Raw genomic sequence first — 14740 nt, forward strand, 5'->3', positions numbered from 1 at the left:
ACGGATTATATGAATTTATCTGTGACTTCTCACAGTGATAATTTACAGCAGCTCGAAAGGGCTGCTTACTGTGATTTAAATCAAATAGTAACTTTATTACCTTGCGCAGCGTTATTACGTGATCCTGCTGCGATGTGTAACGAAATGGGGGCTCAATTTCGTGATGTTACGATTGATGGTGCACTTGTTTCTGGTGTTCGTTTTTTAGTGTATGCCCCTCATGCATCCACTGTTGCTGTTATTGGTGATTTTAATGGTTGGCATGCTAAAGAGTGTCAATTAACACGATTGCAGCAACCTAATATTGATAGTGGCTTATGGGGAATATTCATTCCTAATCTAAAAGCCGGTGAACGCTATAAATATCAATTAAGCGATCAGTATGGTAATCAATTGCCAGATAAGACGGATCCTTGGGGATATTATGCCGAGCAGTATCCGTCGTTTTGTTCATTAACCTATCAACAATCTTGTTATCAATGGCAAGATGAGAAATGGCAAACACGACCTGTAACAGCAAAACATCAGCAACCATTGTCTTTTTATGAGTTGCATATCGGCTCTTGGCGACGTCACGAGAATGGTGATTTTTACACCTACCGTGAATTGGCTGAAACATTGATCCCATATATAACTGAAATGGGGTATACCCATCTAGAGTTAATGCCGGTTTCCGAGCATCCATTTCATGGTTCATGGGGCTATCAACCGATTGGTTTATTTGCACCAACAAGCCGATTTGGTTCGCCTGATGATTTTAAATATTTCATTGATCAATGCCATCAAGCAGGGCTGGGTGTTGTGTTGGATTGGGTTCCAGCCCATTTCCCGGCCGATGAGCATGGCCTTGCTAATTTTGATGGTACTGCACTTTATAACGACCCCGATCCTCGTCGAGGTTGGCACCAAGATTGGAAAAGCTACATTTATGATTATGGGCGTGATCATGTGCGTCAATTTTTAGTTTCAAATGCGTTATTTTGGTTTGAGCATTTCCATATTGATGGCTTACGTGTTGATGCTGTGGCATCGATGTTGTATTTAGATTATTCCCGTAATGACGGCGAGTGGATCCCTAATGCTGATGGCGGTAATTATAATTATGATGCCATTAGTTTATTACGTTGGATCAATGAAAAAATTTATGCCCATTACCCTAATGCGATGATGATCGCTGAAGAATCTACCGCTTTTCCTGGCGTCTCTAAGCCAACAAATTTAGGTGGCTTAGGTTTTGGGTTTAAATGGAATATGGGCTGGATGCATGACAGTTTAGCTTATATAAAAGAAGAATCTATTTATCGTTGTTATCATCATAATACCATTACGATGCCGTTACTTTATGCCTTTAGTGAGAACTATATTTTATCACTCTCACATGATGAAGTGGTTTACGGCAAAGGTTCGTTAATGAATAAAATGCCGGGTGATGAGTGGCAACAAACGGCAAATTTACGGGCATATTTAGGCTATATGTACGGTCAGCCTGGCAAAAAATTAAATTTCATGGGAACGGAAATTGGTCAAACGGCTGAATGGAATCATGATGATCAATTGCAATGGTTCTTACTGCAATTTGCACGTCATCAGGGGATGAAGCAATTAGTTAAAGATTTAAATCATATGTATTGCTCTTACCCTGCGCTATACCAATTAGATTGTGATCCTTCTGGGTTTGAATGGCGAATTGGTGATGCGGCTGACGACAGTTTACTAGTGCATGAACGTTTTGATATTGTCGGAAATAAGGTATTGGTTGCGTCTAATTTTACACCGGTTCCAAGAGAACAATATCGAATTGGTGTGCCGTTAGAGGGGACATATGAACTGATATTAAATACTGATGATGCTTTATATTGTGGCAGTGATTATTCTCTGATTACAACGATTAAAACTGAAGCAAAAGGCAGTCATGGTCTCTCTGATTCAATCTCGATGGTTATACCACCATTAGCAACCGTATTTTATCGATTCATACCTAATCCAGCATAACGGATACAGTGATAGGAAGTGACAATCATGAGTATATTAACAAATTGGTGGCATGATGCCGTTGTTTATCAAATATATCCCCGTAGTTTTTGTGATTCAAATAATGATGGTATCGGTGATCTTCAGGGTATCATTTCTAAGTTAGATTATTTACAAAACTTAGGGATTAATGTGATTTGGTTATCGCCTGTTTATCGTTCACCAATGGATGATAATGGCTATGATATCTCAGATTATCAAGATATTGCGCCTGAATTTGGCACCATGGCTGATATGCTGCAGTTGTTAGATGAAGCCAAATATCGAGGAATTCGAATCATCATGGATTTGGTGGTCAACCATACTTCAGATGAACACCCATGGTTTGTTGCTGCTCAATCATCGATTGATAATCCATATCGAGATTATTACGTATGGCGGAAACCTAATGCAGATGGTACACCCCCTGATGATCAAGGCTCACTCTTTGGTGGCAGTGCTTGGCAATACGATGAGCAATCAGGTGAATATTATTATCATTTATTCTCAAAGCGTCAGCCAGATCTGAATTGGGAAAACCCTGCGGTTCATCAAGCGGTATTTGATATGATGAATTGGTGGATAGATAAAGGCATTGGCGGCTTTAGATTAGATGTTATTGATCTAATTGGTAAAGAAATCGATAAAGGTATTACCGGTAATGGTCCTAACTTGCACCCATTATTGCAGAAAATGAGTCAGTCTACTTTTGGTGATAAATCGTTATTAACGGTAGGTGAAACATGGGGAGCAACGCCTGAAATTGCAAAACTATTTAGTGCTGAGCAACGAAATGAATTATCCATGGTATTCCAATTTGAGCATATTACATTAACATGGGGAAATGGTGACAAGTGGCAACCTATTGATTTTAATCTGCCAGCATTAAAGCAAGTGTTAACCAAATGGCAGGTTGAATTAGAAAATGAAGGTTGGAATTCTCTGTTTTGGAATAACCATGACTTACCTCGCATTGTGTCAAAATATGGTGATGAAGGGCAATATCGGGTTAAATCTGCAAAAATGTTGGCAACAACGTTACATTTTATGAAGGGTACACCTTATATTTATCAAGGTGAAGAAATTGGTATGACCAATGTTGCGTTTGATTCTATTGATGATTATCGCGATATTGAAACCTTGAATTTTTATCATGAGCGCACTGCAAATGGTGTGTCTGAAGAAACGATGCTAGCCGCTGTACATGAAAATAGCCGCGATAATGCCCGAACTCCAATGCAATGGGATAGTTCAGATTATGCGGGTTTTTCAACGTCACAACCGTGGATTAAGGTAAACCCTAATTATCCAGAAATCAATGTGGATGAGGCACTGCATGACACGCAGTCTATCTTTTATCATTATCAACGGCTTATTGAATTGCGACGTGCATTTCCGTTGATTGTGGGTGGTCGGTTTGTACCATTATTAGAGCAGCATGAGCAAGTCTTTGCTTACATACGAGAAGACGATCATCAGCAAATAGTCGTAATGAATAACTTTAGTGATCAGACCGTAGAGATTATTTTACCTGACGCTTTAGCACATTGTGGCTTAGAGACGTTAATTAATAACTATGAGCCACATGTGCAGTTTACTAATAAACTGTTATTACAACCTTATGAATCCTTTGCTGCATTAATTGTTTAGTTAACCGTTTAGTTAATCGATAAGTAGTTATAAAAATGCCGACCTTGATTGCGTCGGCATTTTTTATTTATTAATTTTTATTTATTAATTTAATTTGAGCGATATAAAATAGACATAGAATGTGCAGGTTGAAGATAAGAAACATTAATATCTTCGATAATTATATTCTGGGTACTGGTATCACAAACTATATTCCATTTATTATCTTTGGGTAAAATAAAGGTTAGCGGATTATTTGTTCCGTTAATTAAATAGAGTAATTCGCCATGATTATTGAATAAATTAATATGTAAGGAAAAATGATCGATATCGACCCATTGCTGAGACGTGATTTGTATACCATTAGCATCTGACCAAGTAATAGTATTTTTTGTTCTATTTTCATTACTGAATGCACGAATAACATCAGGCATGAGTTGCTGACGGATAGATATAATATCAGTTAACCATTGCTGAAAAGCGGTATCTATCTTTGATAATTTCCAATTAGCCCAACCAATAGGCGTATCTTGACAATACGCATTATTATTACCTTGTTGACTATGTGATAAACTATCGACAGCAAGTAGATGAGGAATACCAAAACTAAATAAAAGAGATACCATTAAATTGCGTTTTTGTTGATCACGTAATAATAAAATAGCAGTATTATTTGTTTCGCCTTCGATACCATGATTATTAGAACGGTTATCGCTATGCCCATCACGATTATTTTCACCATTAGCTTCATTGTGTTTTTCGTTATAAGAAACGAGATCTTGAAGCGTAAAGCCATCATGGTAACTAATAAAATTAACGGGTAGTTTTTGAGGCCAACGACTGGCACTGAATAGATCTCTTGAACCCATTAGACGTGTTGCGAAATTTTTGGCTATATTCGGTTGTTGTAACCAATAATTTTTTGTTATATCTCGGAATTTATCATTACATTCATGCCAATTATCCGGATAGTTTCCTAATTGATACCCATTAGGTCCAATATCCCAAGGTTCAGCGATAAGTTTTACCTTTTGTAAAATAGGGTCTTGAGCGACAGCCATAAAGAACGCATTGTGCGCAGAGAAATTCTCATGATCTCGCCCAAGTGTTGTAGCAAGATCGAATCTAAAACCATCGATATGATATTCTTTGACCCAATGACGTAGGCTGTCTAATACTAGAGTAAGGCTTGCTTGGTGCGTTAAATCAAGAGTATTACCACAGCCAGTATAATTCATACATTGGTCATGTTCATTACGGAGATAATAATCATGATCAAGCGCTTTTAAGTGGAAGCATGGGCCATTATCATCACCTTCTGCCGTATGATTAAAGACCACATCTAAAATCACTTCAATATCATGCCGATGCAATTCTTTAACCATAAGTTTAAGTTCTTTTACGGCATCATTTTTTGCATAATTTGGATGAGGAGCCATAAAACAGACACTGTTATAACCCCAAAAATTGGTTAAGTTATTTTCAATTAAGTGTGGTTCAGTGACAAATGAAATGATGGGTAATAATTGAATGCTAGTAATAGATTGTTGTTTAAAAAAATCAATAATATCAGGTTGACACAATCCTAAATAGTTTCCTTGATAAGAGGGAGCAATAGTCGGGTGTTGTTGAGTAAATCCTTTGGCGTGTAATTCAAACAGTATTGTTTTTTCGATAGGATGATTAGGGGGAGTGTCGTCTTCCCAATCAAAAGCATGATCGACAACCACTGATTTTGAAAGTGTCCAGCTTTGTTCTGCATCTAAAGGGTAATGATATTCTAACGGTTTACTCAGTTTATGGGCATAGGGATCGAGTAATAGACGATTATTGCCATTATCGTTGGTAATTTTATAGCCATATTTTGTGGCTGATTTTATATTTGGAATAAAGAGATAATATATAATTTGATCATCAGTATTTAAACTATATTCATAAGAGTCATTATCGTTCGTGAATATAATTAATGAAATAATTTTATCTGGGCTATGAATGGCGAAATTACAGCCATCATTATATAATGTTGCCCCTAAAGGGAATGGCGAGCCTTGTTTTTTTTTCATTTAATTATCTCTGATTTTTTTCGTATATATATTGTTGTTTTCTATTTTACTACTAAATTTTATATTTCTTATCATCCTCATTAATGTGATGAATATCACCAACTAATTGAAGTGAAATATTTCTACGCCCTAAATGTCACCCTTATAAATAATTAAAAGAGGAGGATGTTTACGTCCATGGTTCTAGGGAATACTAGGCCTAAAGGTTGCCCTACAGCACCTGCCTATTATTACAAACATAAAGGGACAGATGGATGAAATTCACATTGATGCCAATCGCAGCAGCTTTATTAGCCGCACTTACGTCGACTACTGTTTTTGCTGCAGATACACAAGATTCTAATAATGTTGATGCTGATGTTATTGCAGCAGAGACTCAACCGGTTGATTCACAGGCAGCGGTTGAAATGTTGACAGATGGTTGGGAAGTGCATGGTTATGGTTCAATGAACTACCGTTCAAATTCTGATTTTCAATCATTTGACTCTGAACTAGGTAAACCTGATTATCGAACAGCTGGCACGTCGGGTAAGAGTGCTAACCAAGTTGAATTGACCGTTAAAAAGAAAACAGCATTTTCAAATGGAGTTAAGAGTGATTTTGTTGTTCGTGCTGAGTACGGTAACGGTGATTCTTACTACTACAGTTCGCCAGGTGCAGAAAAAACCAATACAGTAGCTCAATTTGAAGTTAAAGAAGCTTATGTTGCTTTATCTAATTTACCTTATTTAGGTGAAGGTACTGAAATCTGGGCTGGTCGTCGTTACTTTAATCGTGCGGCTGGTATTTTAACGGGTGAGTTTTGGAAGCAATCATCAGGAATGGGGGCTGGTTTTGAAACTACGTTAGCCAATGAAAATAAAATGGGTATCGCTTTAGTCTCTGCTGATCCAGAAGCAGGGCATGGAATTAACTGGGAAAATCCAGATTTTCAACCTGCACGTCCTGCTGATGGTGATCGTACAACAGTGCATTCATTAGATTTGTATTATTACAATGTCAAAGCATTAGGCGGTAGTTTTGATTTTGACGCTAAAATCATGAAACGCGCAGATGAGAAACTGACAGGTGATCAAGCTAAAGATGGTTATGGTTTTGCCGTTACTTATAACCGTGATTACTATGGTTTAGATGGCTGGACACAAACAGCATTGGCTTACGGTCATGGTATGGCGTCTAACCGTGGTGTGAACTTTGGTCAGTGGAGTGGTGATTGGCAGAAAAATTCCAAATCCTGGTTTGCAACATCATACGGTGTATTAAATATTAATGATCGCTGGCAGATGGGCTCTGAATTAACGTACTGGGCACCACAAGATATGAAGTGGGGGGCGACTTCTGATGGTAAAGATAAAGTGACTCGCTTTATTGCGGCATTCCGTCCTACTTATAAAGTAAATAATAATTTCCGTGTTGAAATGACGGGTTCATATGCGATGGAAAAAGTGAATGGCAATAATTGGGGTCGTGAAGATAACGCCACTAATTTCTATAGCTTAGAGCTTGCACCTGTCTTTACTGTTAATGCTGATTACTTTGGACGTCCACAAATTAAACCTTACATCACATGGGTTAGCACTTCTGATGAAGCTGCTGCTGGTGCTATCGGTATTACTGACGCAAATAAGAAAGATCAAGTTGTGTTTGGTATCCAAGCTGAAATTTGGTTCTAAGACAATATGTTTATTAAAGGCAGCTTAATTGCTGCCTTTTGTCTTTATAACAAGGAGATAACAATATGAAAATTATAAAAAAACGTACTGTTTTAATTATGGCTCTATTGAGTATTATGGGATGTAGTAATACCGATGCAGTATCGACGAATACAATACCACCAATGATTAATCAAGCTGCTTGTTGTACATCTTATTCTCAATTTTCATGGATACCGTTACAAGGTGCAGATATCTCTGTCGCGATTAATGCTCAATCACAAATTGGTCAATTTCCTGATGGTAAAAGCTATTTTTCAGGGTTTTCTTTACCCGGTCATGTTGAAAAAATGCAAGTCACATTAGATAGTTTTATTCGCGGTGATCACGTATTCGCTCCGACAGTTATGCTGTTAAATGCAGACTTTCAACCAGTAAAAATAATTGATTTAAATAAGTTTTCGTTAACATCATCTCATTTATTACAGCGTGCGGCATATCAACATACTTTTACGATGACAGCAAAGAATACCCCTTATATGGTCGTGTATTCGCCTGAGAAGTATCGAGGTGAATCGATAACCATTCCACATCTTGAGCGCGTGCGTGCTGAAGAATTAGGCTTACCGCGTCCTATTGTCACTGATCCTAAAATAGAGTATGCATTAACGGGGCAATTACACTTAGCATTTAAGCCAACACAATTAAAAAGTTACCAAGTATCATCTCTTGTATTAGTACCACAAGGGCAAACATTAATTGCTGATTCGTCTGTAATGCCTAAAGCCGTAGCAAAAGTACCCGTTTCAGCGGTTGATGTTTCAAACAGTACCATGCTGCCAGAAACAGAAGCATTTTATAATCAACAAATAACCAGTGCAATTAAACATAAAAATATTAAAAAAGCGCTGCAGTTATTGAATGAGGCCAAACGTGCAGGTTCTGCATCTGCTGAAACAGTGTTTGTTGAGTTAGTTAAATAAAGTGTTGTAATGTAAATGCAAAGGCTTACAAGGATGTTTAATGACACAGTTAAAGAATAAAGCGATTGTTTATCAGGTTTTTACGCGGTTGTTTGGTAATAAAAATACGACCAATAAGCCATGGGGAACGTGTAAAGAAAATGGTGTTGGAAAATTTTCTGATTTTACAGATAAAGCTCTCGCTGAAATTAAAAACCTTGGTGTCACTCATATTTGGTATACCGGAGTACCTCATCATGCATTGGTGGGGGATTATACTCAATATGGTATTGTTAGTGATCATCCTGCTGTTGTGAAGGGGCGAGCGGGTTCGCCTTATGCGGTGAAAGATTATTACAATGTGAACCCTGATCTTGCGATAGAGCCAGCACAACGATTAAATGAGTTTATTGCATTGATTGAACGCAGTCATCAACATGGATTGAAAGTTATCATTGATATCGTTCCTAATCATGTTGCTAGAGAATATCAGGGATTAACTAATCCAAAATTGATTAAAGATTTTGGTTCTAATGATGATATAACCCTGGAATATCATCGCGATAATAATTTTTATTATATTCCACATACCAGCTTTTACTTACCCGAGTTTGATCGTTTTTCTTTGCCTCTTGCGGGTGAAAAATCCCCCTTATTATTGACTCCTTTTGTTGAGTTTCCTGCTAAATGGACAGGGAATGGCTCTCGATTAGCACAGCCTACTTGTGATGATTGGTACGAAACTGCAAAAATTAATTATGGTGTCCGTCTTGATGGAAGCAAAGATTTTGCTTGTTTACCAACGGTGTATTCTCAGTATAGCCATGAAGCTCATTATTTGTTCTGGAAGCATAAAGATGTTCCTGATTCATGGTTAAAATTTCATGATATTACGATGTATTGGCTAGCATTAGGTGTTGATGGTTTTCGATATGATATGGCTGAAATGGTTCCGGTTGAATTGTGGAGTTTCTTAAATTCAGCGATTAAAAATAAAAATCCAGATGCATTTTTAATGGCTGAAGTCTATCAGCCTCAGTTATATAGAGATTATATACAGTTAGGTAAAATGGATTATCTTTATAATAAAATTGACCTCTATGATACGTTAAAAGCAATTATTCGAGGCACAGAAACAACCGATGCCTTAGTAAATGTACAATCTGATCTCGCAGATATAGAACATCAGATGTTAAATTTCCTAGAAAATCATGACGAACAACGTATACCAAGTGCTGATTTTGCAGGTTTTGCTGAAAAGGGTAAACCTGCAATGGTTGTTGCAACATTATTAAGTAGTTCACCGACAATGCTATATTTTGGTCAAGAAGTTGGAGAGCCTGACGATGCCGGTTTTGGTTTAGCATCACGAACAACCATCTTTGATTATTTTGGTGTGCCTCATCATCAACGTTGGATGAATAATGGTAAATTCGATGGTGGGTTATTAACGCAATCGGAAAAACAGTTACGCTTATTTTATCAGCGACTTTTGAATTTCGCGAAAAATAGCAAAGCAGTGATGGGAGAGTATTATGATCTACAAGGTTATAATCGGCAGATAAATGCTAATTATACGGATAAATTATTTGCATTTAGTCGTTATAGTTTAACCGAGAAAATAATCACAATTGCTAATTTTGAAAATAAGAAGAGTGAATTAAATACGTTACTCATTCCTGCTGAATTAATTAATCAGTGGTCTCTTAATGATGGTCATTACTTATTAAATGATGTACTAGAACCAACCCGTAAAGTTCAACTTTTAGTTAAAGATGGCAAAGGGGAAATGATAATATTATTAGATAAGCTTGATTGTTATGTTCTTCAATTTTAATTATCAATTAATAACATTAAACACTTCAAAGAATCTCTATTTTTGGAGTGTTTTTGTATAGGAAATAAATAGATGAGTTTTTTATTAAATAACGATCTTTATTTAAAGGGAACATTTAATGGTTGGGGTAATGATACACGGTTTAAAAAGATAAATAAGGGCATTTATCAAGCATCTTTAATATTACTACCATTACAATATCGTTTTAAAATATCAGACCTTAACGGTTCGGATGCCTTCAGTTTTACTGCTGATACTATAAAAGAGGTTGAGTGTAAGTTAGATGAGCCAATTCATTTACTATCAGCGAAAGGAATTGGCAATGATATTATAGTGAATATTGAAAAGCCTGCCTGTTACTGTTTTGAAATAACCGTTATTGATAATATTTTTTCTCTTGAAATTAAGTGTTCACTAAGTGACAAAATAAGAAGTAAATTATCTCGAGACTTGATTTTAGAATCTTTTTCTATTAATGCTTATAATAAAGAAATTAAAGAAAAAGGACGATGGGTATTACCTTCAAAAGTATTGTTTTCAGAACTTGCAATTAATAACAAAACAGCTTGTCCTTTCGTTTTTGGTGATAATATTGACGGATATTATGAAGGTCATACACATTCATTTATCGGAGGAAAATATAACCATAAACAAGGGTGGATAGTCGGGGGATTTTCTTCATTTATCAATAAAAAAATAAATAATAAAACAGTAAATATAAATGCTGATATTTTTCCTTACGGTGTTACACATTATTACGATACTGAAATTAATAATAATTGTAATGATACATTAATGCTGTTTTCTGACGCTAAATCTCAACAACGTTGTATCGCTTTATCTATTGAATCAGAATATCCAGCAATATTATCTATTGCCCCTCAGTTAAATATTATGTTGTCTGAATCCGTTGTTAAGACGTTTAATCATGGCGTTGTTTATAGCGTGTCACCTGATGATTTTCAAGAAATAATGCCAAAATTCATTGCTATATGTGCTAATAAATCCTTTGTTTTTGAAGAGCCTGATGATTCACAATACCCTGAGTTAATTGAAACCGCTTTATTTGATAGACGACAAGTAACGCCTATTATTAGCTCTCAATATTTAGAGTCACAAATGACAGTCTATATTACTTTGGCTGATAGCGAAGCTGACGCTATATCTGCGGCTAATCGTATGCTTGCCCAAGATGGCACAACCCAACATAAACAAGCAGTTTATGATGTGCTTACAAATACTTATCTTTGGACGTCAGATCTTGAATATAACCGAGCATTAATGTGGTCAAAATTATCTGGTAGAGTTTTTGTATCGACAGAATATGGTCATGGAATATGGGCAGGTTTACCTTGGTTTAAAGATTGCTGGGGGCGTGACACATTTATCGCACTGTCTGGCATCTCATTAGTTAACGGATTCATGGATGAAGCGAAAAACATTATCAGTCGTTTTTCACAATGGCAAATGACCGATCCTAATCATTGCCATTATGGTCGTATTCCTAATCGTGTAACGTCATTTGATGACATGATTTATAATACGACGGATGGAACACCGTGGATGATTAGAGAGATATGGGATTATCTTCGTTATAGTGGTGATAGGGATTTTGCTATAACAATTTATCCAGTGGTGCAAACGTATATTGCTGGCGTCGAAAAATATTATCTAGATGATAAATGCCTAATGACTCATCGCGATCCTGACACATGGATGGATGCAAAGTTATTCGGTCTTTATCCTTGGTCAGCCCGTGGTAATCGTGCGAATGATATTCAAGCATTATGGTATACCAGTCTGCAAGTTGCGATAAAATTAGCTGATATTACGGGTAATGTTGACAGTAAGCAGCATTATCAACAATTAGCTGATGCAGTAAAACAGAATTTTACGCCACTTTTTTGGGCATCATCATCTCATCAGTTAGCGGATTGTATAAAAGCAGATGGCCAACAAGATATGAAGGTTAGGCCAAATCAGTTGATGGCAATAACCGTTCCTTATGAGCAAGATTTTATTGATCGTGAAATAGGGGCTTATGTTGTATCGAATACCGTTTCTGAGTTACTTTTTCCTTGGGGAATAACCTCATTATCACAATATGATCCGCAGTTTCATCCTTATCATGATAACCAACCGCATTATCATAAAGATGCTGCTTATCATAATGGGACTATTTGGGGCTGGAATGCAGGCTTTACTGTTACGGCATTGACATTATATGGTTATGACGATTTTGCTTACTCATTAACTAAAAATTTAGTCGATCAAATTTTATATCAAGGCCATCGAGGCACAATGAGTGAAAATGTTGATGCGTTTCTTGGTGACAATCAGAATGTAACATTATCAGGAACATACGCTCAAGCGTGGTCTGTTTCAGAGTTTACAAGAAATGGCTTTCAAGATTATTTAGGTTATCAGCCTAATTTAATTGAAGGTATTATTACTCTTGCTCCTTCTTTACCCAGTGAATGGAATAAATTTCATGCAGAAGTTGACGTTGCAGTTAACAATCGTTTATTGATCGATTTTAAACGTAACGCAAAAGGGGAACAATGTTATATATTAACGATGCTAGAGCAGAATAATTTATCTTTAGTATTAAAGCTTACGGCTGACGATAAATCGAAGTATCAAACAATATTACCCATAAGTAACCAAACGATGGAATTGAGATTTAATCCATATTCAGCACAATTATTTATCGATGGTGTTGAATATAAAATAGAACAAATTCAATCAAGCTATCAAGTATTAATTGGTCGTCTTTCATTTGCGCAACCAGATTTAAAAATTAAGCCTCAAGCACTACAAACACAGCATTGGTTACAACAACAGGTTGAACGACTCGCATCGATTAATACAGATTCATAAACCACAATAATAAAAAAACTCACTTCATTGTATGATGACGTGAGTTTTTTAGTTTATCGTATTAAGGGAAGATTAAGATCCAACTTCCTGGTATAAACGACGACATGCTTTACCATCATTATGGAATAGGTGACAGCGGTGTGGTGGAATACCCACTCGGAAACTATCACCTGCATTAATATCTAAAGTGTCACTATGACGAGATACAAATTCAGCATCAATATCATTTAGACTAATGTAAGCTTGTGTTTCATAACCTAATTTTTCAACAACTTGTACTATACCCTCAATACAAATATCACTATGTTCACAATGAATAAGGTGCTCAGGACGGATACCTAATGACATACGTGTATTGGGAATAACCGCCGTACCATCAACGGGGATCCAAAATGAAGTGCCATTATCCATTTTTACTTTAACTTGATCTTTTTCTGCTTCAATCGCAGTTACGCTCATAAAATTCATTTTTGGTGAGCCAATAAAACTCGCCACGAAACGGTTTTGAGGATAATGATAGAGCTCTAATGGTTTACCAACTTGTGAGACATTACCGCCATCTAGTACGACGATCTTTTCAGCCATTGTCATTGCTTCAATTTGATCGTGAGTAACATAAATCATGGTGCAACCCAGTTGTTTATGTAATTTAGCGATTTCAATCCGCATTTGTACACGCAAAGCTGCATCAAGGTTAGATAAGGGTTCATCAAGTAAGAAGATCGCAGGTTGAGAGACCAATGTACGGCCAATAGCGACACGTTGACGTTGCCCACCAGACAGTGCTTTAGGTTTACGATCAAGTAAGGGTGTTAATTGTAATATATCTGCGACTTTAGATACGCGACGCTTAATTTCGTCTTTACTTGCTTTCGCTAACTTTAAGCCGAATGACATATTGTCATACAGATTTAAGTGTGGATAAAGTGCGTATGATTGAAATACCATACCGACACCACGTTGTGCTGGTGGAACATCATTCATTCGTTTATCACCAATAAATAAATCTCCAGATGTAATATCTTCTAATCCAGCAATACAGCGTAGTAACGTTGACTTACCACAACCTGACGGACCAACAAAGACAACAAATTCGCCATCTTTAATTTCTAGGTCAACGTTCTTGGAAATTAAGTTATCTCCATATGCTTTACATACATTTCGTAAAGTGACACTCGTCATTGTGCCTATTCCTCTATTGGTTATAACCGACTAATATTTTTGTTATTTAAACAAAAGCTAGCTTTAATATGATTGAGTTTACGTGATAGTGGGTGTTGATTACATCCTCCTCCTTATGCCTTTATAAAGGGGGATGATAGGGGAGGAGTATGCAGATGACTGTTTTAATAATAATGAAGTAAAACGGATTATTTACGGTTTTAACCTGTGCATGTCATCACATATTGATGTTTTTTTGCGATATGGCTCACGTTCAAATTTGGTTGAGATCACATTTTTGAATAGAGGTGAGCGGGGGCGTAGAGTGTAGGAGGATGTATCTTTGTCATTAACACTAGAAAATAGGCTTAGAAAAACGTTATGACCTTTGCATGACGTTATAAGTTCAATAACAATAATGAAGTGGTCAAGTAAAACTGTACACCTTTATAGGTGTTTAAATTAAGCGGCTGCTTCCATCACCACTGGCGGTAAATAGTTGTTATAACTATGGCCCCGCTTAGTGTTGTAATGCTGCAATATATA

8 protein-coding genes are annotated in these 14740 nt (G+C 36.5%); 6 read left to right on the plus strand and 2 right to left on the minus strand.

Going from position 1 to position 14740, the window contains the following annotated elements; translation table 11 throughout:
- Positions 1 to 9 precede the first annotated feature (9 nt).
- Together glgB and CIK00_RS18250 are read left to right on the plus strand one after the other, a co-directional pair.
- A complete protein-coding gene (gene glgB / locus CIK00_RS18245; protein WP_101770049.1) occupies positions 10 to 1992 on the plus strand; it encodes a 1,4-alpha-glucan branching protein GlgB in 1983 nt (660 codons plus the stop codon).
- A gap of 33 nt (positions 1993 to 2025) precedes the next feature.
- Positions 2026 to 3660 carry a glycoside hydrolase family 13 protein gene (locus CIK00_RS18250; RefSeq protein WP_101770058.1) on the plus strand — a complete coding sequence of 545 codons (1635 nt, stop codon included), beginning with the start codon at positions 2026 to 2028 and terminating at the stop codon, positions 3658 to 3660.
- Between the two features lie 89 nt (positions 3661 to 3749).
- Here CIK00_RS18250 and glgX read toward each other — a convergent pair whose 3' ends face one another.
- A complete protein-coding gene (gene glgX / locus CIK00_RS18255) occupies positions 3750 to 5702 on the minus strand; it encodes a glycogen debranching protein GlgX (protein WP_101770050.1) in 1953 nt (650 codons plus the stop codon).
- Positions 5703 to 5956: 254 nt separating this feature from the next.
- Here glgX and CIK00_RS18260 point away from each other — a divergent pair, with 254 nt between their 5' ends.
- The 4 genes from CIK00_RS18260 to CIK00_RS18275 all read left to right on the plus strand — a co-directional run bounded on the left by CIK00_RS18260 (position 5957) and on the right by CIK00_RS18275 (position 13033).
- A complete protein-coding gene (locus CIK00_RS18260) occupies positions 5957 to 7375 on the plus strand; it encodes a carbohydrate porin (RefSeq protein ID WP_101770051.1) in 1419 nt (472 codons plus the stop codon).
- 65 nt (positions 7376 to 7440) lie between these two features.
- Positions 7441 to 8337: a MalM family protein gene (locus CIK00_RS18265; protein WP_101770052.1), complete on the plus strand. Its 897-nt coding sequence runs from the start codon at positions 7441 to 7443 to the stop codon at positions 8335 to 8337.
- 40 nt (positions 8338 to 8377) lie between these two features.
- Positions 8378 to 10153: an alpha-amylase family protein gene (locus CIK00_RS18270; RefSeq protein WP_101770053.1), complete on the plus strand. Its 1776-nt coding sequence runs from the start codon at positions 8378 to 8380 to the stop codon at positions 10151 to 10153.
- Positions 10154 to 10225: 72 nt separating this feature from the next.
- Positions 10226 to 13033: an amylo-alpha-1,6-glucosidase gene (locus CIK00_RS18275; protein ID WP_101770054.1), complete on the plus strand. Its 2808-nt coding sequence runs from the start codon at positions 10226 to 10228 to the stop codon at positions 13031 to 13033.
- 72 nt (positions 13034 to 13105) lie between these two features.
- Here CIK00_RS18275 and malK read toward each other — a convergent pair whose 3' ends face one another.
- Positions 13106 to 14215 carry a maltose/maltodextrin ABC transporter ATP-binding protein MalK gene (malK, locus tag CIK00_RS18280; RefSeq protein WP_101770055.1) on the minus strand — a complete coding sequence of 370 codons (1110 nt, stop codon included), beginning with the start codon at positions 14213 to 14215 and terminating at the stop codon, positions 13106 to 13108.
- Positions 14216 to 14740 lie beyond the last annotated feature (525 nt).

The organism is Photobacterium carnosum (assembly GCF_002849605.1).
GTDB lineage: Bacteria > Pseudomonadota > Gammaproteobacteria > Enterobacterales > Vibrionaceae > Photobacterium > Photobacterium carnosum.